Annotated in this window: 19 protein-coding genes; 8 read left to right on the top strand and 11 right to left on the bottom strand. The window is 61.3% G+C overall.

Annotated elements, in window-relative coordinates; all coding sequences use genetic code 11:
* Window positions 1-3 precede the first annotated feature (3 nt).
* Together G7047_RS16165 and G7047_RS16160 are read left to right on the top strand one after the other, a co-directional pair.
* Window positions 4-534, top strand: a complete 531-nt coding sequence (locus G7047_RS16165; RefSeq protein WP_166307500.1) for a hypothetical protein — start codon at window positions 4-6, stop codon at window positions 532-534.
* A 225-nt stretch (window positions 535-759) separates the two neighbouring features.
* The gene (locus G7047_RS16160) at window positions 760-1,080 is read left to right on the top strand and encodes a hypothetical protein (RefSeq protein ID WP_205904641.1); all 321 of its coding nucleotides are present in this window, start codon (window positions 760-762) and stop codon (window positions 1,078-1,080) included.
* A 331-nt stretch (window positions 1,081-1,411) separates the two neighbouring features.
* Here G7047_RS16160 and G7047_RS16155 read toward each other — a convergent pair whose 3' ends face one another.
* The 6 genes from G7047_RS16155 to G7047_RS16130 all read right to left on the bottom strand — a co-directional run bounded on the left by G7047_RS16155 (window position 1,412) and on the right by G7047_RS16130 (window position 6,645).
* The gene (locus G7047_RS16155; protein ID WP_166307494.1) at window positions 1,412-2,194 is read right to left on the bottom strand and encodes an MBL fold metallo-hydrolase; all 783 of its coding nucleotides are present in this window, start codon (window positions 2,192-2,194) and stop codon (window positions 1,412-1,414) included.
* 90 nt (window positions 2,195-2,284) lie between these two features.
* On the bottom strand, window positions 2,285-3,379 hold the full coding sequence (gene bamC, locus G7047_RS16150; RefSeq protein ID WP_166307491.1) for an outer membrane protein assembly factor BamC: 1,095 nt from the start codon (window positions 3,377-3,379) through the stop codon (window positions 2,285-2,287).
* 67 nt (window positions 3,380-3,446) lie between these two features.
* A complete protein-coding gene (gene dapA, locus G7047_RS16145; RefSeq protein ID WP_166307488.1) occupies window positions 3,447-4,346 on the bottom strand; it encodes a 4-hydroxy-tetrahydrodipicolinate synthase in 900 nt (299 codons plus the stop codon).
* A 35-nt stretch (window positions 4,347-4,381) separates the two neighbouring features.
* The gene (locus tag G7047_RS16140; protein WP_166312099.1) at window positions 4,382-4,960 is read right to left on the bottom strand and encodes a bifunctional 2-polyprenyl-6-hydroxyphenol methylase/3-demethylubiquinol 3-O-methyltransferase UbiG; all 579 of its coding nucleotides are present in this window, start codon (window positions 4,958-4,960) and stop codon (window positions 4,382-4,384) included.
* Window positions 4,961-5,237: 277 nt separating this feature from the next.
* Complete coding sequence (locus tag G7047_RS16135; protein WP_166299500.1) at window positions 5,238-5,405, bottom strand: hypothetical protein; 168 nt, start codon at window positions 5,403-5,405, stop codon at window positions 5,238-5,240.
* 19 nt (window positions 5,406-5,424) lie between these two features.
* Window positions 5,425-6,645 (bottom strand): MFS transporter, encoded by a 1,221-nt coding sequence (locus G7047_RS16130; protein WP_166307486.1) that lies wholly within the window; start codon window positions 6,643-6,645, stop codon window positions 5,425-5,427.
* A 109-nt stretch (window positions 6,646-6,754) separates the two neighbouring features.
* Between G7047_RS16130 and G7047_RS16125 the strand changes: the two genes are divergently transcribed.
* The 4 genes from G7047_RS16125 to G7047_RS16110 all read left to right on the top strand — a co-directional run bounded on the left by G7047_RS16125 (window position 6,755) and on the right by G7047_RS16110 (window position 12,519).
* Window positions 6,755-8,737: a DNA topoisomerase IV subunit B gene (locus tag G7047_RS16125; RefSeq protein WP_166307483.1), complete on the top strand. Its 1,983-nt coding sequence runs from the start codon at window positions 6,755-6,757 to the stop codon at window positions 8,735-8,737.
* Window positions 8,738-8,740: 3 nt separating this feature from the next.
* On the top strand, window positions 8,741-9,691 hold the full coding sequence (locus G7047_RS16120) for a lytic transglycosylase domain-containing protein (RefSeq protein ID WP_166307480.1): 951 nt from the start codon (window positions 8,741-8,743) through the stop codon (window positions 9,689-9,691).
* Window positions 9,688-12,042, top strand: a complete 2,355-nt coding sequence (parC, locus tag G7047_RS16115) for a DNA topoisomerase IV subunit A (protein ID WP_166307477.1) — start codon at window positions 9,688-9,690, stop codon at window positions 12,040-12,042. The genes G7047_RS16120 and parC overlap by 4 nt, the downstream gene beginning before the upstream one ends.
* Window positions 12,043-12,339: 297 nt before the next feature.
* Window positions 12,340-12,519 (top strand): hypothetical protein, encoded by a 180-nt coding sequence (locus G7047_RS16110; protein WP_166307474.1) that lies wholly within the window; start codon window positions 12,340-12,342, stop codon window positions 12,517-12,519.
* Here G7047_RS16110 and G7047_RS16105 read toward each other — a convergent pair.
* Genes G7047_RS16105 through G7047_RS16095 form a run of 3 tightly spaced genes read right to left on the bottom strand, consistent with a single transcriptional unit; the run spans window position 12,503 to window position 15,608 of the window.
* Window positions 12,503-12,796: an antibiotic biosynthesis monooxygenase gene (locus G7047_RS16105; protein ID WP_166307471.1), complete on the bottom strand. Its 294-nt coding sequence runs from the start codon at window positions 12,794-12,796 to the stop codon at window positions 12,503-12,505. The two genes, G7047_RS16110 and G7047_RS16105, sit on opposite strands and share 17 nt — an antisense overlap.
* Window positions 12,793-14,802: an ATP-binding protein gene (locus G7047_RS16100; RefSeq protein WP_166307468.1), complete on the bottom strand. Its 2,010-nt coding sequence runs from the start codon at window positions 14,800-14,802 to the stop codon at window positions 12,793-12,795. Before G7047_RS16100 ends, G7047_RS16105 begins: the two co-directional genes overlap by 4 nt.
* A 17-nt stretch (window positions 14,803-14,819) precedes the next feature.
* Window positions 14,820-15,608 (bottom strand): response regulator transcription factor, encoded by a 789-nt coding sequence (locus tag G7047_RS16095; RefSeq protein WP_166307465.1) that lies wholly within the window; start codon window positions 15,606-15,608, stop codon window positions 14,820-14,822.
* A 575-nt stretch (window positions 15,609-16,183) separates the two neighbouring features.
* On the opposite strand from G7047_RS16095, the gene G7047_RS16090 reads away from it, so the two are divergent.
* Window positions 16,184-16,540 (top strand): hypothetical protein, encoded by a 357-nt coding sequence (locus tag G7047_RS16090; RefSeq protein WP_166307462.1) that lies wholly within the window; start codon window positions 16,184-16,186, stop codon window positions 16,538-16,540.
* A 66-nt stretch (window positions 16,541-16,606) separates the two neighbouring features.
* Here the strand turns inward: G7047_RS16090 and pdxY are convergent, their stop codons facing one another.
* Both pdxY and G7047_RS16080 read right to left on the bottom strand, forming a co-directional pair.
* Complete coding sequence (gene pdxY, locus G7047_RS16085; RefSeq protein WP_166307459.1) at window positions 16,607-17,491, bottom strand: pyridoxal kinase PdxY; 885 nt, start codon at window positions 17,489-17,491, stop codon at window positions 16,607-16,609.
* Window positions 17,492-17,707: 216 nt separating this feature from the next.
* Window positions 17,708-18,169 carry a RidA family protein gene (locus G7047_RS16080; protein ID WP_166307456.1) on the bottom strand — a complete coding sequence of 154 codons (462 nt, stop codon included), beginning with the start codon at window positions 18,167-18,169 and terminating at the stop codon, window positions 17,708-17,710.
* A gap of 183 nt (window positions 18,170-18,352) precedes the next feature.
* Here G7047_RS16080 and G7047_RS16075 point away from each other — a divergent pair, with 183 nt between their 5' ends.
* Entirely contained in the window at window positions 18,353-20,872 is a 2,520-nt protein-coding gene (locus G7047_RS16075; protein WP_166307453.1) for a DNA internalization-related competence protein ComEC/Rec2, read from the top strand.
* The last annotated feature ends 67 nt before the right edge of the window (window positions 20,873-20,939 follow it).

Genomic DNA, 20,939 nt, shown 5'->3' with positions numbered 1-20,939 from the left:
ATCATGACGACCGCTCTGGACTCCGCACCTCCATCGTCGGCACCACTTGGGCGCTTCGACGGGCGCCTGCAGTTCGATGCATGGGTGCGCGAGGCGCTGCGTGCTGCGGCTGCGGAGGGCTGGCGCGAGGTCGTGCTCTGCGATGCTGACTTCCGTGACTGGCCGTTCGGGGATCGCGAGATGCTGGAGACGCTCAATAGCTGGGCCGGCGGGTCGCGCGGCGGTGGTGCGCGCCGGTGCACTTTGCTTTCAGCCAATTTTGAGCAGTTGCGGATTCGCTTTCCGCGTTTCGTGCAGTGGCGCACGCGCTGGGAGCATTTGATGGATTGCCGTCAGATCGCGGTGCGCAATGCGTCCGATGTGCCCAGCGTGATCTGGTCACCGCGCTGGACTATGCAGCGCGTGGATGTGGAGCGCAGCCGTGGCATTGCCAGTGACGACGTTCAGTTCTGCGTTGAATGGCGCGAAAAACTCGGTGAATGGATTACCTCGCGCAGCCGACCGGGGTTTCCCGCGACGATATTGGGGTTGTGACAAAAAAGTCACACCAATGTAAATCTGGTGTTTCATCTTGGTGAAACCCACTATTGACGCAAATAAATCCTATAATGCAAAGCTGTATTGAAAATTTGGGGTGCAAGCTCTGTCGAGCACTCCAAACGGCCTAGCGTACCGCTTGCCCAAAGATGGACGTAATGGCTTTTTATTTTTTGAATTGTCTGTCCAAATAGGAAACTGAAATGAAGAATTCCGTCGTTCTTGCCGCTCTGGTTGCTGCTGTTGCCCTGTCCGCTTGCGGCAAGAAGGAAGAAGCTGCTGCTCCTGCACCAGCTGCTGTGGAAGCCCCAGCCGCTGCTCCTGCTGCTGACCAAGCCGCTGCTGCTGCCAGCCAAGCCGCCACTGCTGCTACTGAAGCCGCATCCGCTGCTGTGGACGCTGCTTCCGCTGCCGCTTCGGCAACTGTGGACGCTGCTGCTGCTGGCGCCAACGCTGCTGCTGATGCTGCCAAGGCTGCTGCTGACGCTGCTGCTGCTGCTGCTGCTTCCGCTGCCAAGTAATCAGCGAACCCTCGGATACTGACCGGCCGGATTCATTCTGGCAGTTCAACACAGGTATCTCAAGGCCCCGAACCGCAAGGTCCGGGGCTTTTGTCGTTCTGGGCCCAGGGGCTGTTCGTGTGATTAATGAATGTGACCGTGTGTTATTGCATTTATGAAAATGCAAGGCGTCGCCACATAACCGGCAATTGTCAATACGGCTCTCGGGGGATTGGGTTTGCAGTGACGCGGGTTTCTCGTTGAGAGCTGCGTGATGGTTATGCGATGAGTCGCGACTTGTAGTGCGAATTGAAAAACCAAATTAGTAACAGGGGATTTTTCAATTTCGTGAACGCGCGCATTCGCAGCGCGTTTCAACCGACTTGAATCCAGGGCGAGCCGCCGCGTTGGTAGGCGATGTCGATATCGTCCGGACTCCAGTCCAGTGCTTCGGCAAGCGCCACCCGTGCCAGCTCGGGACGATTGTTTTCAGCGCTCAAGTGCGCGGCGACGACGCGTTGCAATTGTGGGTGATTGATGGCGCGCAGCAATTCTCCGGTCTGTTCGTTGGCCAAGTGACCGTTGGCACCGCCGATGCGGCGCTTGAGAAACGCGGGATATCGGCCGCTCTGCAGCATCCCCACATCGTGATTGGCCTCGATCAAGAGCGCTTGGCAGCCTGCAATGTACGGAATGACCGAGGAACTTGCATGCCCTAGATCGGTCAGCACGGCGACATGGTGGCTGCCGTCACTGCAGCGCAGGTGCAGCGGCTCGCGTGCATCGTGAGGGACAGCGAACGGCAAGGCCTCGAACGCGCCGCCCAAGTCGATGGCCTCGTTGTGATGAGCAATGCGCAGCAAGCCGTGCAGTTCGGGCTCGCCGATGGCGGTGTAGGTGCCGTGGCTCATCCAGACCGGTATGCCGTGGCGCAGCGCGAGCTTCTCCATGCAACCGACATGATCGGAATGCTCGTGGGTGATGAAGATGGCATCGATCTGCGCAATAGCGTTGCCCGCTTCGCCCAGGCGCTCGGCGATGGTGCGAATGCCAAGGCCGCAGTCGATGAGCAGGCGACGGGTCGTCGTTCCGCTGCGTCCTTCGATGAGGGTGGTGTTTCCGGAGCTGCCGCTGCCAAGGCTTTTGAAGCGGAGCATGAGCGGAGAAAAAAGAAAGAGTCGTTGTGCAGAAGGCCTCCCGGCACGCGGCCATGCGTTGCACATGGCCACGTGGATGCCGGGAGTGAATTACTTCATGTCGTCAGCCAGCACGCGCAGGATGCGCTCGGCATTGGCGGAGGACTCCGGTGTGCCAGAGGCATTCAGCACGGAGACGGTGCTGCGCTCGCCTTCGCTGCGCACGGTTACGCGGTACTTGAGCGGTGGCACGGCGTCCGGTGCGCCCTTGAACAGCTTGCTGAAGAAGCCTTGCTCCTTCTTGTTGGCGTCCGGTGCCACGTAGCGCACGTAGTACACGCCTTCGGTACGGTTGCGGTCTTCCACGGTGAAGCCAGTGCGGTCCAGCGACAGGCCAACACGGCGCCATGCGCGGTCGAAACCTTCATCCATCTGGATGGCAGGAACGCCGCCAACGCTGGTGACCTTGGCGGTCGCGGCCAGAGGTGCAGCCTGCACCGAGGCGGCTGCGGCCTTGGATTGCTCTTCGCTCACGCCGAGTTTGACCATCATGCGGCGCAGGAATTCGGCTTCCAGTTCGGGATCGACCGGGCGGGGCTGCCACATGGTCGCATCTTTTTGTTGGGAGCTGTAGACCTCGACCATGCCGCGGTGGCTCACGAAGATGTTGGTGCCGCCCTTGGCGTTGCGCTCGAGGCGCGTGCGGAAGCGATCACGCTCGCCGGTCGAATACAGGCCGTCAAACAGCTTGCCGATGCTCGAGCGAATGATGTCTTGCGGGATCTTGGCACGGTTTTCGGCCCAGTCGGTCTCCAGAATGCCCAGCTCCGAGTTGTCGGTGGTGAACACGAAGCCGCTTTCGAGCCAGAAGTCACGCACTGGATCCCAGAGCTTGTCGGCCGGGCGGTCGATGACCAGCCAGCGTTGGTTGCCGTCGCGCTCAATACGCACGTCTCCAATGGTGGAGGGCGCGGTGTTCGGGCCGCTCGGCTTGGCCTTCTGTCCTGCCTCGAAGGCGACAGCGGAGGCTGCGCCGCCGGGCACGGTGTAGCGCGTGTCGGTCGAGAGTTGAGCCAGATCGGGCGGCACTTCCAGTGTCGCGCCCTTCTTGGCACTCTTGTAATCAATCTTGTCGCTCTCCAGCACGGAGCAGGCCGACAAGGCCAGTGCCAGGCCCAGCAGGCCGAGTCGAGTCGTAGCGTTCACGCGAAATTCCTCATTGATTTGGAAGTGCCGTTGGCAAGCTGAGCCGTGCGGGCAGACCGGTGTGTCTTCAGTTGAGCAAGCCCGCCGAGCGTAGCGCAGCTTCCACGACGGCTTCATTGCCTTGGCTCATCGTAGTCATGGGCAGGCGCAGCGTTCCACCACAAAGGCCCATGCGCTGCATGGCCCACTTCACGGGGATGGGGTTGGCTTCCACGAACAGGTTCTTGTGCACGGGCATCAGCTTGAACTGAATCTCCATGGCCTTGCGGACGTCACCTGCCAGAGCGGCCTTGCACAGTTCAGCCATCAGACGCGGAGCCACGTTGGCCGTCACGCTGATGTTGCCTTGGCCACCGCAGAGCATCAGGGCCACGGCAGTTGGGTCATCACCGGAGTACACGCCGAAGCCCTTGGGCACGTCGCGGATCAGCCACTGAGCGCGTTCGATGTTGCCGGTGGCTTCCTTGATGCCGACGATGCCGGGCACCTGGGCGAGACGCAGAACGGTGTCGTGCTGCATGTCCGCGACCGAGCGGCCGGGCACGTTGTACAGGTACATGGGCAGATCGCCGACCGCTTCGGCGATTGTCTTGAAGTGCTGGTACTGACCTTCTTGCGTTGGCTTGTTGTAGTACGGCACGACCTGGAGCTGGCTGTCGGCGCCGACGCTCTTGGCGAACTTGGCCAGTTCGATGGCTTCCGCCGTCGAGTTGGCGCCGCAACCGGCCATCACGGGCACGCGCTTGGCGGCCTGTTCCACGGACACGCGAATGATCTCGCAGTGTTCTTCCACGTTGACCGTGGGCGACTCACCGGTCGTTCCAACCACGCCCAGGCACGCGGTGCCCTCGGCGATGTGCCAGTCGATCAGTTTGCGCAGGGTGGGATAGTCCACACTGCCGTCTTGATGCATGGGTGTGACCAGAGCGACGATGCTGCCGGTCAGAGGAGCGCTGGGAGAAGTCATGTCCGTATCGTAAAACGGGGAAAGAAGCATTCTAACTAGTCAGAGTGGCCCAGTTGGGCCCTGAATAACTCTGACGCGGGTGAAGGTTCATGTCTGGCGACGATGCGCTGCACGAATCGGGCGGGTTCATCAAGGAATCCGTCCTCGTAAGCGATGACGCGTAAACCTTTGCAAAGCCCCAGCAATTCACCGGTTTGCAGCAGAAATTCCGCGCGCGCCGGTCTTCCTACAGACTCGTTGCCAATCGCAAAAGTTTCATAGATCAGCACGCCGCCGGGGGCGACACTCTCAAGAATGTCTGGAAAATTCTGTCGCCAGAGGTAATTGGTGACCACCACGGCCGCAAATTGCCGCCCGGCGAGCGGCCAGGTGCCGCCCTCGATATCGGACTTGATCACCTTGCCGAAGCGCTCGGCGGACGCCAGCGCCTCGCCCGAGCGGTCCACGCCGGTGACGGAGCAACCACGTTCGGCGAACCACTGCATGTGCCGACCGGGGCCGCTGGCCACATCGAGCACCTCGGCACCCACAGGCACCAGATGCGACCAGCGTTGGACCCAGTCCGATGGCGGGCGCAGCGGGGCATGCTGCGAGGTGAGTTCGCTGTCGGACATGCTGACGGGGGTGCAGGAGGACATCAGTGGACTATGTCTGCCGATTCGGCAGGGCGGGAGCGGGAAAGTGGGCGATTATTGATCAACGAGCCAGCAATGCAAGGGGGGCGGCCAAGTTTTCCGTGGCGCCCGGTACGACCAGCGGAGTTTGAAACTGGCGAGGCCCAGGCGAGAGCAGCCGCGCAAGGGCCGCCCCGCCGCGCTGGCTGCGTCCCTCTGCCCGCATTGCGCAGCAATGCGAGAGCGGGGGGAAGGCGCGCAGCGACTCAGAGGGGCCTTAGAAGCAGGACCAGAGTTGATCTGCGACGGTGATCATGAATTCCGGGTCGGTGTAGAGCATGAAGACCGCGAGCAAAACCAGCACGACACCCACGGTCAGCGCCAGTTTGCGCACGGCGCGGGGCATTGGGACCGGATCGGCTGAATGATCGTGGGTACTTTGCATGATGGTTGTGCGGCTTCTTTCAAGCCAGCTTGGGAGTCGTGCGTGCAATTGCATTTTCGCGCACCGGCAAATTCACCAATCCCGCGAACACACCAAGGGCAATCGACAGATACCAGACCACGTCGTAGCTGCCGGTTTTGTCGTAGAGGTAGCCGCCGAGCCAGACGCCCAGAAAACTGCCGATCTGGTGGCTGAAGAAGATGAAGCCGCTGAGCATGGACATGTGCTGCACGCCGAAGATCTGCGCCACCATTGCATTGGTCGGCGGCACAGTGGACAGCCACAGCGCGCCGATGACGGCGGAGAACACATAGACCGACAAGGGGGACAGCGGCACCAGCAGGAACACGGTGATCACCACCGCCCGCGCGAAGTAAATGAACGCGAGAATATGGTGCTTGGGCATCCGCTGGCCCAGCGTGCCCGCAATATAGGTTCCAAACACGTTGAACAGACCAATCAGCGCGAGCGCGTAGCTGGCCACTTGCGGTGACAGGCCGTGGTCTTTCAGATAGCTTGGCATGTGCACGCCGATGAACACCACCTGAAATCCACAGACGAAATACCCTGCCGTCAACAGGAGAAAGCTGGGATAGCGAATCGCTTCCTTGAAGGCAGCCCCCGCACTTTGCGTGCGCGGAGCGCGGGCCGTGCCGCCTTGAAAGCCCGGTTCGCGCAGACCAAAAGCCAACGGAATGATCATCAGCACGGCGATGGAAAGCACCAGCAAGGCTGTCTTCCAGCCCAGTTGCAGGATCAGTTGACCCTCTACTGGCACCATGAGGAATTGGCCGAACGAGCCCGCTGCTGCTGCCACTCCCATGGCCCACGAGCGCTTTTCAGGAGAAATCTGGCGACCGAGCACGCCGTAGATGACAGCGTAGGTCGTGCCAGCCTGCGCCGCGCCGATCAACACGCCCGTGGTCAGCGCGAACCATCCCGGAGTCGGCGACGTGGCCATTCCCGCGAGGCCGAGAGCGTAGAGCAGCGCGCCACAGATCAGCACCTTGAACGCGCCAAAGCGGTCGGATGCAATGCCTCCTACAATGCCGAAGACACCCCAGGCCAGATTCTGAATGGCGAGCGCGAAGGCGAACGTCTCCCGAGTCCAGCCCATGTCCTGTGTGATGGGCTGCAGCCACATGCCGAAACCGTGTCGAATTCCCATCGACAGCGTGACTACGGCGGCACCGCAAGCCAACACCTGCACCATTGACAATTTTTTTATTTCGCTCTGCATCGCGTCACTGTAGCCAAAACATCGCTCGTCTGCTCAGTGACGGGTTCCCCGTCAGCGGCTGAAGAATTCCGCCAGCCTGTTTTTATATCCAGTATTACAATGCGCCGCCATGGCAACCAAACCCGCATCCAATCCGGCAAGTGAATACTCAGAAGGCTCCATTCGCGTCCTCAAGGGACTGGAGCCGGTCAAGCAGCGTCCGGGCATGTACACCCGTACGGACAACCCATTGCACATCCTTCAGGAAGTGCTGGACAATGCGGCCGACGAGGCGCTTGCCGGTTACGGCAAGAAGATCAAGGTCACCCTGCACATTGATGGTTCGGTGAGCGTGGAGGACGACGGTCGTGGCATTCCGTTCGGCCTGCATCCCGAAGAAGGCGCACCCGTCGTGGAGATCGTGTTCACGCGTCTGCACGCGGGCGGCAAGTTCGACAAGGGCAAGGGCGGCGCGTACAGCTTCTCGGGCGGCCTGCATGGCGTGGGCGTGTCGGTGACCAATGCGCTGTCCAAGCGCCTTGAAGTGACCACGCACCGCGAAGGCCAGATCGCCAAGCTGACGTTCTCGGGCGGCGACGTGATCGAGCCGCTGGTGGCTCGCGCACTGCAATCGGGCGAGCGCAAGCAGGGCACGACCGTGCAGGTCTGGCCCGATGCATCGTATTTCGAATCGGCAGCGTTGCCGATGGGCGAACTCACCCACTTGCTGCGCAGCAAGGCCGTGCTAATGCCCGGCGTGACGGTCACCTTGGTCAACGAAAAGACCCGCGACACGCAGACTTGGCAATACAAGGGCGGCCTGCGCGACTATCTGGCGCAGACGCTGAACTCCGATCCGGTGATCCCGCTGTTTGAGGGCGAGGGCTACGCTGATCGCAACAACGAAAGCTTTGCCGAAGGCGAAGGTGCTGCGTGGTGCGTGGCCTTCACCGAAGACGGCTCGCCAGTGCGCGAGAGCTATGTCAATCTGATTCCAACGACTGCAGGCGGCACGCATGAAAGCGGTCTGCGCGACGGTCTGTTCCAGGCGGTCAAAAGCTTCATCGAGTTCCATTCGCTGCTGCCCAAGGGCGTGAAGCTCATGCCCGAAGACGTGTTCGCACGTGCGAGCTATGTGCTGTCGGCCAAGGTGCTCGATCCGCAATTCCAGGGCCAGATCAAGGAGCGCTTGAACTCGCGTGATGCCGTGCGTCTGGTCTCGAACTTCGTGCGTCCCTCGCTCGAGCTGTGGCTCAACGAGAACGTCGAGTTTGGCAAGAAGCTCGCTGAACTCGCGATCAAGGCCGCCCAGACGCGTCAGCGCGCGGGCCAGAAGGTCGAGAAGCGCAAGGGCTCCGGCGTGGCAGTGCTGCCCGGCAAGCTCACCGATTGCGAGAGCCGCGATCTGGCGTACAACGAAGTGTTTCTGGTCGAGGGCGACTCCGCTGGCGGCAGCGCCAAGATGGGCCGCGACAAGGAAAATCAGGCCGTGCTGCCGTTGCGCGGCAAGGTGCTGAACACCTGGGAAGTCGAGCGCGACCGCCTGTTTGCCAACACTGAAGTGCACGACATCTCGGTGGCCATCGGCGTCGATCCGCATGGCCCGAACGACACGCCCGATCTCTCCGGTCTGCGCTACGGCAAGATCTGCATTTTGTCGGATGCGGACGTGGACGGCTCGCACATCCAGGTGCTGTTGCTGACCCTGTTCTTCCGCCATTTCCCCAAGCTCATCGATGCCGGAAACATCTACGTCGCGCGTCCGCCGCTGTTCCGCGTGGACATTCCCGCACGTGGCAAGAAGCCTGCCGCCAAGGTCTATGCACTTGATCAGGGTGAGCTCGAATCCATTCTTGATAAGGCCGTCAAGGATGGCGTGCCACGCGAGAAGTGCCAGATCAGCCGCTTCAAGGGCCTCGGTGAAATGAACGCCGAGCAGCTTTGGGAAACCACGCTCAACCCCGACACCCGCCGTCTGCTGCCGGTGCGCGTGGGCAGCGTCGACCTGACCGCGACCGAAGGCCTGATGTCCAAGCTCATGGGCAAGGGCGAAGCCGCCGCGCGCCGTGAACTCATGGAAGTGCATGGCGACGAGGTCGAGGTGGATATCTAAGCCATGTTTGCGCCGCAGACCACAGCACGTCGACCCAGCCGCTGGCGTATGCCGGTGGTTGCTGCGTTGCTGTGTTTTTTCGTGGCGCAGCAGTCCGCCTACGCCGATCTCTGGGCCTATGTCGATTCACGCGGCGTGACGCATTTTGCGGCCGAGCAGATCGATGCCAACTACGCGTTGTTCTTTCGCGGCGACCAGTTCGACTCGACGCGCGACGGCGCGTCAGAGCGCATGGACCCGCCCGACTATTCGCTCGAATCCGCTGCGCGCAATGCCGGAGCACGCAAGCTCGCGTTCATCGACATCTCGCCAGGCTACAAGCGCGTGCGCACCCATATTCGCGGTGCGGCCGAGACCTACGGGCTTGAGTACGAACTGCTCAAGGCGGTGATCGCGACCGAATCCGGTTTCGACTCGCAGGCCATCTCGCCCAAGGGCGCGGTCGGTCTCATGCAACTGATGCCCGCGACCGCCTCGCGCTTTGGCGTGGCCAGCGACAAGAAACGTAGCGTGGCGCAGAAACTTGAAGATCCCGCGACCAATCTGGGCGCGGGGGCGAGCTATTTGCGTTATCTGCTCAAGATGTTCGACGGTCGCAAGGACCTGGCGCTGGCCGCCTACAACGCGGGTGAGGGCGCTGTGCAGCGTGCCGGTAACCAGATCCCCGCGTATCGCGAAACCCAGAATTATGTGAAGAGCGTGCTGGGCCTGTATGCCATGCTCAAGCCGCCCGAGCCGATTCGCGCACACCGTGCGCATCAGGCGCAGCAAGCAGTGCCAGGCCGCATCCGCATGGAGATTCCTGCAGGCAATGCGGGCGAGACTTCCTCGCCGACGCCCGACTCATCCACTTCTTCAACCACTCACAACTCACCTCTCGGCGCCGCGGCGCGCAGCTCTGCTGTGCACATGGCCGCGCGCGCGCAATTGCAAGACTTGTCTGCGAACGAATGAGCGATCAATCCACACTTGAATTTTCCGCTGACCAACCGGACAGCGACAGCCTGGAACTGGCGCAGTATGCGCAACAGGCGTATCTGGAATATGCCCTCTCCGTTGTGAAGGGCCGGGCGCTGCCCGACGTGTCTGACGGCCTGAAGCCGGTGCAGCGACGCATCCTGTTTGCCATGGACCGCATGGGCCTCGGCTACAGCGGCCCCACGCGCAACGTACCCGCCAAGCCCGTGAAGAGCGCGCGCGTGGTCGGCGATGTGCTGGGTAAATACCACCCGCACGGTGACCAGTCTGCCTACGACGCGCTGGTGCGTCTGTCGCAGGATTTCAGCCAGCGCTACCCGCTGATCGACGGCCAGGGCAACTTTGGCAGCCGCGACGGCGACGGCGCCGCCGCGATGCGTTACACCGAAGCGCGGCTTGCCAAGATCACCACGCTGCTGCTCGACGAGATCGACATGGGAACGGTCGAGTTCGCGCCCAACTATGACGGCTCGTTCGAAGAGCCGCGTCAGTTGCCCGCGCGCCTGCCGTTCTCGCTGCTCAATGGTGCCAGTGGCATTGCCGTGGGCATGGCGACGGAAATCCCGAGCCACAACCTGCGCGAGGTGGCCGACGCCTGCATTGCGCTGGTGAAGTCTCCCAAACTCACGGACGAGGAATTGTTCGCGATCGTGCCCGGCCCCGACTATCCGGGCGGGGGGCAGATCATCAGCAGTACTTCCGACATCCAGGACGCGTATCGCAGCGGTCGCGGCAGCATGAAGGTGCGTGCGCGCTGGAAGATCGAGGAACTCGCGCGCGGCCAGTGGCAGCTCATCGTCACAGAGCTGCCGCCAGGCACCAGCACGCAGAAGGTGCTCGAGGAAATCGAAGAGCTCACCAATCCCAAGGTCAAGACCGGCAAGAAGGCGCTTTCGCAAGATCAGAACCAGCTCAAGGCCAGCATGCTTGCGCTGCTCGACGGCGTGCGCGACGAGTCCAGCAAGGACGCACCGGTGCGCATCGTCTTCGAGCCCAAGACCGGCAAGGTGCCGCAGCATGAACTGATCACCACGCTGCTTGCGCACACCAGTCTCGAGACTTCGTCGTCCATTAACCTGACGATGATCGGCCTCGATGGCAAGCCGGTGCAGAAATCGCTGCGCCAGATGCTAGAAGAGTGGATCAGCTTCCGCCAGACGACAATCGCACGCCGTTCGCAGCATCGCCTGAACAAGGTGCTCGACCGCATCCACATCCTCGAAGGTCGCCAGCTCGTACTGTTGAACATCGACGAGGTGATCGCCATCATCCGCCAGTCCGACGAGCCCAAGGAAGCGCTGATCGCGCGCTTCAAGCTCAGCGACCGCCAGGCTGAGGACATTCTTGAAATCCGACTGCGCCAACTGGCGCGACTCGAGGCCATCAAGATCGAGCAGGACTTGAAGGAACTGCGCGAAGAGCAGGGCAAGCTCGAAGAAATTCTGGGCAACCCGAATGCACTGCGCCGTTTGATGATCAAGGAAATCGAGGCCGATGCCAAGCAGTTCGCCGACGCGCGCCGCACCCTGATCCAGGAAGAGAAAAAGGCCGTGGCTGAAGTGAAGGTGGTGGACGAGCCGGTCACCGTGGTCGTCTCCGACAAGGGCTGGGTGCGCGCACGCACGGGCCACGGTCACGAGGCGGGCAGCTTCAGTTTCAAGTCCGGCGACACGCTGTATGGCACGTTCGAATGCCGCACGGTCGATACGCTGATCGTCTTCGGCAACAACGGCCGTGTGTACTCGGTCGCGGTGTCGCAGTTGCCCGGCGGACGTGGTGACGGCCAGCCGATCACCACGCTCATCGATCTGGAAAGCGGCACGCAACCCGTGCACTACTTTGCCGGACCGAACAACGCGGCAATGCTGCTCGCGGGCTCTGGCGGCTATGGTTTCATCACCACGGTCGAACACATGACGGCACGCAATCGCGGTGGCAAGTCGTTCGTGAGCCTGGGCGACAAGGAGACCCTGTGCCGTCCATCGCACGCCGCGTTCACAAGCGGTGGCACGGAGCTGGTGCCTGCCACTCACGTGTGCTGCGCCTCGGTCGCCGGACGCATTCTGACGTTCGAGATCGCCGAGCTGAAGCTTATGGAAAAGGGCGGGCGTGGGTTGATGCTGATCGACTTGGACGACAAGGACCAGCTTGCGGGGACTGCGGCCTATACGCGCAGTGTACGGTTCACGGGGATTGGGCGTGGGGGCAAAGAGCGGGATGAGACGCTCGAGATTCGCTCGCTCAACAACGCTCGGGCTGCGCGGGGGCGCAAGGGGAAGGCGGGAGACTTCGGGTTCAAGATCGCGGATGTGATCCGGGTCGAGTAGTCGGGTTTTTTCTTCTTTCTAGTCGAAAGGTGCTTGGGTCTTTTGGGGCTCTTGCACCTTTTCTTTTTGCGTGCTCGTTGGGTGGTTGCTTACGTAACCCCAAACGCGCTGTCAATACCCGCTGCAGAACTCGCCATGCGCTTCGCGCGCCGCTCGGACAACCGCCGCGAGTCAGAAGTTTCATAAGAGGTGTGTTCGGCACGTCGCTGCGCTCGTGCCGCAAATACCTCTTCAGGTCACTTTTGCGGCAAGCTGTCTGAACGGAGAGCCCGAAGGGCTCGCAGAGAGTTTTGCCGCATGCCTTCCAAGCGCGTTTTTGATTACTTTTTGCGCGCCGAGCAAAAAGTGATTGCCCCGCCGGGAGCAGTCCCGGCTTATCTTTTGCGCGCAAGCAAAAAGGTGACTCCGCCGCCGGGCGGAACTCCCGGCCTCCGCCCTCAAAAAACCAACGAGCAAAAATTCAGCCTACAGCAGTGAAGTGCTCAACCACCGGTGCCGAAGCAAAGAATGGCCCCACCACCGCACGCCATTCCGTAAAGGCAGGCGACCCACGGAAATCCACCGTGTGATTTTCGAGGGTCTCCCACTGAATTTGCAGCAGATAGCGCTCAGGCGTTTCGATGGAGTGACGGACGGAGTAGCCCTTGAAGCCCACGGCCTTGGAGATGACGGTGGTGACGCCGCGCACGATGGCGTCTTCGAAGGCGCTTTGTCGGCCGGGTTGGATGCGGATGTCCACGACTTCCAGAATCATGATGTGTTGTCTTTCCTGATGGTGCGGTTGATGTTGTCGTCGATGTCGAACACCGCATTCTGGCATTGAAGCGCGACTTCCACGCGCACCACGGAGCCGGTGCCGAGGGCGGAGGTCACCGTCAGTTGGCCGCTGATGCGTCTGGCGCGTTGGGCCATGCTGCGCATGCCGACTCCGAGGCCGGTGGTGTCCCGGGCGGAGGGGACGTCGAAGCCTTTGCCGTCGTCTTCGACGTGGAGGATCAACAGGTGCGGTGCCGTCTGGTGGCACCAGACGCGGATGGTTTTCGCGCGGCTGTGTTTGATGGCGTTGGTCAGGGCCTCTTCTAGGATGCGCGAGAGGCCGAGACATTGCAGGGCACTGGGGCGTTCTTCATCGCTGCGCCAGACGGGGTCGCTGTGCCATTGCCAAGCGATGTTGAGCTCGTCGAAGATGCGGGTGAAGCGGTAGCGCAGTGGCGCCATCCATAGTTCGGGGGTATCGGGCACAGTGGCCCCGACGCTGGAGCCGTGGTCGATCATCTGGCGCAGGTCGTCGCGCAGCAGTTTGAGGAGTGACAGCATGCGCTCGTTGGGCAGTGTCTGCTGGCTGCGCTGGGCGCGTTCGACCACGGCGATGCTGCGCACAAGGCTGCCGCCCAGACTGTCGTGCAGGTCGTGCGCGAGGTGCACACGTTCTTGCAGGCGGGTGTGTTCGAGTTTCTGTGCGTGCTCGCGTTCCAGTGCGTGGGTGAGCTCGTTGCGGGCGTCGTTCACGCGTTGTTCGAGCTGGATGTTGAATTGCTCGATCTTGCGCGTGTTGGCCGCAAGGCGTCCACCGAGCAGCAGAGCGATCAGGGCCGTGGTGATGATGACGGTGAGCGGGACCCAGGCCTCGTGGTTGGACCAGACATGGAAAACCAGCAGCACGTCATGCGCGCTGACGACGAGGAACGAGGCCCAGCACAGCGCCATCAGGATGTTCTGCACGCTGCGGTGGCGCCAGGCGTGCCATTGCAGTTCGATGCAGACGGCGAAGAAGGTGAAGGCGCAGCTGAGCGAGATGACGTGGGATGCCTGCTCCAGAAGTGCACGGGGAGCGAGCACGATGGTGAGGGTTGCAATGGCGCTTGCCGCCCACAGAAATCGCTCTGCGCGTGGCATGCGCTGATCGCTGAAGCGCAGGCTGAAAATGCTGAAGAGTGCGATGTAAAACACCATGGCGACGATGTTCAGGCGTGCCATGCGCAGGGAGCTCTCGAACGCGCCGCCACCTTCGGAAACGATGGGCCAGATGGGCCAAGGGGCGGCGGCGGTCACTGTGCTCAGGTAGAACGACCAGGCAAACGACATCAGCGCGAACCAGCCGTAGGTGTGCTCCGTGCGACGCATCAGCCAGATGACGCAGAAGATGCAGGCGAGTGCACCGGACAGGGCGTTGGTCAGCAGAAAGGCGGTATTGCGTCGCCACTCGAGTCTTTCGAATCGTGGGCGTATGGTCTCGACCGTGTCGAGTTGCATGGGTTCGATGCCCGGTGTCAGTTCGGCGGGACCGACAACGCGCACCCACACGGTGTTGATGCCAGGACGCACGGCGGACGCGGGCAGCGCCCACCAGCGGGAGGCGTTCCAGCCGTGCGTGATTGGATCGACCAGCGAGGCATCGCTCCAGAGCCGGTCATCCTGCACAAAGACTTCCGCGGCCATGAAGATTCGTTGAAAGCCGAAAGCGACGGGTTCTTTGGCAGCGTCGCTGCCGTTTGGACATTGTCGTTCCCAGTCAATGCGATACCAGACCGAGCCCGAATGTTCGGGCCAGCGCCTGCTCCAGACATCAGGAAGCTGTACCGTCACCCAGTCTTCTGCCGGGCGCAGGCGTTCATCGGCACTGGCTTTGGCCGCCTGTGTGGAGAGCACGCGGAAGCTGCATGCATCAGCCTGTTGCGCATGGGCTGATGAAAGCGGAGCGCACCACAGAACGATCAGCGCGCACAACATCTGCAGCCACCAGATGCGCGCAGGCCTCATGCGGCTTGCGTGCACCATCAACCGAGCAAGTCGCCACGCGAGAGCGCAGCGCGCACGGCCATCGCGCGCGAGTTCACGCAGAGCTTGCGGTAGATGCGTTTCACATGGGTCTCGACCGTGTAGTACGAGAGATGCAGGTGTTCGGAGATCTCGCGGTTGGACAGGCCGTTGGCCACCATTTTCAGAATCTCCCGTTCGCGTTTGCTCAGGTGTTCGCCGGAAGGCGTTTCCTCTTGCTTGAGGGTTACCACGGGCTTGGCGACAGCCTGCGCAGACGCCGAGATGTCAGACTGCGGCGTGGTCGGTGTGTCAGGCAGCAACTCGAGAATGCGTCGTGCGATGAAGGGGTCGATGGGCGCGCCGCCGCGCAGCGCACTGCGGATTGAGAGCATCACTTCGAAATTATCGCGTTCCTTGAGCACATAGCCCGTCGCGCCCGCACGCAGCGCGCCGAGGATGTCGTCCTCCGAACTCCAGGCCGTCACCACCAGAATCCCCAGCCATGGGTCTTGTGTGCGCAATTCGGCGATGAGTTCGCGGCCGTTGCCGTCGGGCAACGCCAGATCGACCAAAGCCATTGCCACTGGCTGGTTCGCCAGTGTGGTGCGTGCCTCCTCCAGCGTGGCAGCGAAGATGAGCGCATCCGATGCATAGCCCAGTTGCAGGAGCACTTCGCGCAGGCGCTGCTGGAACTCCGGCTCGTCCTCGACCACAAGGACAGGTGCTGGCAGAGTGGAGCCGGGGTCTATGCGAGGCGCACCGAATGGGGATGTTTGAGGTAGCGCTGCGGCTGGATCGTCGGGCATCACTTGTCTGGTGGTGTCTTGGCTGGGTGGACTGCGAGCATCGCCTGATTCACGCGCGTTGGGTATCCCTTGATTCAGGTATTTGGGAGCGGGTAAACAGTATGTCTTTCATGCATTCACTCCGGTCAGCATAGATTTCGCAAAAATACCTGAATCAAGGGATGGACGAGCGTAACACAATTCATTACATTTAATTTGGACCCACTGACGGCCTTGTTGTTCCTATCGAGGGACTTTGATCCATTGAAGAGAAAGGAACGTTTGCTGAGTAATATGATTTATTTTTAGAACGCCGTTGCAGGGTCAATTAAAGAAATGGGAATAATATTTTTCGTGGACCACTCTGTTGTTCGATCTATTCCCTATGCTGTTTCGTTGTATTTTCAAATGGGCCATGGTCATTTTGATTTTGGAGAGGCTGTCCATGGGGTAATCTCATTTGAATCATTGATAGACTAAATCTCAAAACTCTGAATAAGTTTGTCAGATACCGGCGTTGCCGACCTTGAGTCGCAGATCACCGTGTACCGATCTGCCAGATTTTCTGTTTTAATCAATCAATCGGAGATATTCCCATGAAGAAGCAATTTTTCGTTGCTGCCATTTTGGTGTCGGCCATTTTCAGTGCCTTTGCAGGCAAAGCCGATTTTACGCTGGTGAACAAAACGGGTTATGCCATCAACGAGGTATTCATTTCCCCGTCGCAAAAGAACAACTGGGGTCGTGATCGTCTCGGTGAAAACCAATTCATGAATGGACAGTCACGAAAATTCAATTTCGGCGACACCAAAAATTGCCGTCAGGATATCAAAGTGATATTCACCGACGATGGCTCGGAAATCGAGTGGGAAGACATCAATCTCTGCGAAGTCAACAAAATCACGCTCAAGTACAACCGCCGTACCAACGAGGTATCTGCCGATATGGACTGAATCCCCGGCCACCGGTGCGTATCAAAAATGCATGCGCAGCCGGAGACAGGGCTACATTGCTTTCGGTTACGTTGATACCGGGTTGGCGGAAAACTGTTCGCTCGGATTGATGATTTGATCCCGGCAGGCGACCAGCGGCAGGTCGCGCTCGCCCGATTGCGTGCGCTGGACCAGCGCGTAGAGCGTGCTCACCGCGCTTGCGACCGCCACGGGCGCCGTGTTGCCCTGAATCAGATGGCCTAGCAGCACGGATGAAAACACGTCGCCCATGCCATTGGGCAGCGGCTGCAGATTGACGTAGGGCGTCTGCACCAGCCATGCGTGATTGGCGGTGACGGCGAGCGTCGCGAGGCTGTCTTGTGGCAGGTCGTCGGTGCGCAGGCTGGTGATGACGATGAGCGCCGATTTCACGTCATGCATGTGAGCGAGCATGCTGCGCGCGGCCTTGATGGCTGCGGGCACCGTGGTGAGCGGTGTGTCGCCGCCGCACAGCAGTTCGAATTCGTAGTGGTTGGGCGTGATCACGCTGGCCATTGAGAGCGCACGCTTGCGCAGGAATTCCGGAATGCCGGGGCGCACGAAAATACCGCGTCCCACGTCGCCCATCACTGGGTCGCAGAGGTAGTGCGCCTTGGGGTGTGCTGCGCGCACCTCCTGCACCGCCGAGAGAATTTCCTCTCCGACACCGGCGTCGCCCAGATAGCCCGACAGCACTGCTACGCAACGGGAGAGCACGCCGCGTGCGCGCAGGCCATCAAGCACGTCCGCGATGTGGGCGGGCTGGAAGACCTGACCTTTGAATTCGCCGTAGCCGGTGTGGTTGGAGAATTGGACGGTGTGGATGGCGACGGGCTGGATGCCGAGCAGTTGCAGCGGCAGCATCGCCGCATCGTTCCCCACATGGCCATACGCCACATGCGATTGAATCGTCAGCACCAGTGGGGTCGTCATTTTTGGGTTGTCAGTTTGGTACGAAGCCTTTGCGGCTTCGATGGTTGATCGTTTGGAGGCGCCAATACAGCCCCTCATGCAGGGTTGCGAAGCCTTGCCGTGCCGAAGTACTGTCTGCGGCTTCGACGCCTCGCCTGAGGGGCTATCTTGGCGTTGGGGTGAGGGCTTGGGTGCCCGCTGCGCTGCGTAGCCTGGGGGCTTCGCGTTCGCGTATTCTTAGTCCGCCAGTTCGGCGATCAGCTCGATTTCTACGCAGGCACCCAGGGGAATCTGCGCTACGCCGAAGGCGCTGCGGGCGTGGGCACCTTTTTCGTTGCCGAAGACCTGGGCCATGAGTTCGCTGGCGCCGTTGGTGACGAGGTGCTGTTCGGTGAAGTCGCCGGTGGAGTTCACGAGGCTCATGAGTTTGACGATGCGCTTGATGCGGTTGAGGTCACCGGTTGCAGCGTGCAGGGTGCCGAGCAGGTCGATGGCGACGGCGCGTGCGGCTTGTTTGCCTTCATCGGTGGTAACGTTCTTGCCGAGCTGGCCGGCCCAGACGGCGCCGTCCTTGCGTGCGATGTGGCCCGAGAGGAACACGAGCTTGCCGGTCTGCACGAAGGGCACGTACGCGGCTGCGGGTGTGGCCACTGGGGGCAGAGTGATGTTGAGTTCCTTGAGTTTGTCGTAAACGCTCATATCGGCAGTCCTGTGTGAAGGGTGGAGGGCCACGGCGAAAGGCATCGGGGGATGCGGCTTTCGATCTGTGTGCAAACGTCAATGGTACTCAGTCGGGAGCGCCATTTGTGGAATCGGGGTGAACAGCGCTGATCGCTCGGTTCGGTCAAGGTGTTCCGGTGGCCTCATACCTAGCATCGGCGCATGCCTGTCGCTACCCATCGCACTTCTGAGTTCCATCGTCCCTGGTTGGGTACGGCCTTGCTGCTCGGCGTGTTGATGGGGGCTGCGCTGCAGTTGCAGCAGCCGCGCTTGTGGAGCGTTGATGCCTATCTGGTGTTGTTCACAGGCGGGCTGCTTTGCTGTTTGCTGCGTGGGTATCGAGCAAGGCCCGGCAGGCTGCGATGGATGCGGGCTTGCTTGATGCTGGTCGGTGCGGCGTCGGTGATGTTCGCGCAGATCGGCTGGCGCAGCGTGGCCTTTTCTGAGGGCGCATTGGCGAGCGATCTCGAAGGACGCGATCTGCAGATCGTGGGCATGATTTCCGCGATGCCGCAGGTGCGAGAGAACGGTGTGCGGTTTCGCATGGAGGTCGAATCCGCCATGCTGGATGGGCGCGCGGTGCGGGGGCCTGAACTCGCCGATCTGAGCTGGTATTCGCGCGGCCTCTTCGCGGGTGATGATGCGGCGTCTGCTGAGGCGATACCACGGTTGGTTGCGGGTCAACGCTGGGCTATGCAGGTGCGGCTCAAGGCTCCGCACGGCGCGGCCAATCCGTTTGGGTTCGACTACGAACTCTGGATGTGGGAGCAGGGCGTGCAGGCCACGGGCTATGTGGGGTCGCGCGGAGGGCCGCGCTGGATCGAGGACACCTGGGCGCATCCAGTGGAGCGTCTGCGCCAGCAGGTGCGGGATGCCATCGTGGATCGCTTGGTGTTCAATCCGGCAGCGGATGATGCGTTCCGCGCACGTGCCGCCGGTGTGCTGGCGGCGCTCGTGACCGGCGATCAGCGCGCGATCGATCATAAGGACTGGGACGTGTTCCGCACCACGGGCGTGGCGCATCTGGTGAGCATTTCGGGGCTGCATATCACTATGTTCGCGTGGCTTGCAGGTGCCGCCATAGGCGTTCTGTGGAGGCGTTCTTCATGGCTGTGTCTGCGGGTTCCGGCGCAGCTCGTGAGCATGTTCGGCGGCGTGTTGCTGGCGGGGGGCTATGCGCTTTTCAGCGGCTGGGGCGTGCCCGCACAGCGCACGATCTTCATGCTCGCAACCGTCGCTCTGTTGCGGCTTGGCGGCAAGCGCTGGCCGTGGCCGCATGTGTGGTTGCTGGCCTGTGCATTGGTGCTGTTGTGGGATCCGTGGGCGATGCTGCAGGCGGGGTTCTGGCTCAGCTTTGTGGCCGTGGGCATTCTGTTCGCAAGCCATCTGGCGCTTCCCGCTCAGGAAAATTTGGATGATGTAGTGGGCTGGCAAGCACGGTTACTGCTGTTCGGAAAGCGGCATGTGGCGGCGCTTCTCAAGCAGCAGGGCGCGGTGACGCTCGCGGTCGCGCCACTGACCTTGCTGTTGTTCGGGCAGATGTCCGTTGTCGGTCTGATCGCCAATCTGTTCGCGATTCCTTGGGTGACGCTGGTGGTGCTGCCTCTCGCGTTTCTGGGCATTGCGTGGCACACCTTGTGGGTGGTGGCTTTGTGGACGGTGCAGTGTTTTGTCGCCGTGCTGCAATGGTGCGCGGGCTTGCCGTTGGCGCAACTGTTGTTGCCCGTAGCGCCGCTGTGGGCGGGCGTGTTGGCGGTTTGCGGCGGTGTTTGGCTGGCGCTGCGTTTGCCATGGCGTGTTCGTGTGATGGCGCTGCCCTGTCTGCTCCCCGCCCTGTGGTGGACTCCGGTGCGGCCAGCGCCTGGGCGGTTTGATTTGCTCGCTATCGACGTGGGACAGGGTCAGTCAGTGCTGGTGCGCACCGCACATCACAGTCTGTTGTATGACGCCGGACCGATGTATTCGGCCGATTCGGATGCGGGCGAACGTGTGGTGTTGCCACTGCTGCGCGCCATGGGCGAGAGGCTCGACATGCTGATGCTCAGTCACCGCGATGCGGACCACACGGGCGGCGCGCCTGCCGTGCTGGCCGAGCAAACGCAAGCACAGCTGATGGCCTCGGTCGAGGTCGGGCACCGGCTATGGCAGGGACGGCCGCACAACCCTTGCGTCGCGGGCCACGTATGGCAATGGGATGGCGTGCGCTTCGAGGTGCTGCATCCCACGCTCGAAGTGGCGACGCAACTGAGGGATGGCAGCTCCGCAATGCCCAAATCGAATGCCATGAGCTGTGTGCTGAGAATCACCGACACGCACGGCATCTCGGCACTGCTGGCGGGGGACATTGAACAGGCGCAGGAGAAGGCGTTGCTCGCGCGCGATGCGCTGGCGCCAGTGAGCTGGCTGCTCGTGCCCCACCATGGCAGCAAGACGTCATCCAGCGCTGCTTTTCTCGATACGCTGCGGCCCGGCGCGGCGGTTGTGCAGTCAGGTTATCGCAACCGCTTTGGACACCCCGCTGAGGAGGTGATGCAGCGCTATCGGGAAAGGCAGATTCCGGTGCTGACGACGCCCGTCTGTGGCGCAGTCTGGTGGCACTCTGAGCAGCCCACAGCGTGGTTTTGCGAGCGAATGCGCAGTCTGCGCTATTGGAAGCATTTGTACACAAATAGGGGTGGGTAAACACAACCTAGGGATAGCGTTGATGGACCTCATCTTGCAGCGATGCAAAACAGGCCCGCAACTTGCT

It is taken from the genome of Diaphorobacter sp. HDW4A (assembly GCF_011305995.1).
Classification (GTDB): Bacteria; Pseudomonadota; Gammaproteobacteria; order Burkholderiales; family Burkholderiaceae_C; genus Diaphorobacter_A.
This window is presented reverse-complemented; position numbering and strand designations above follow the sequence as displayed.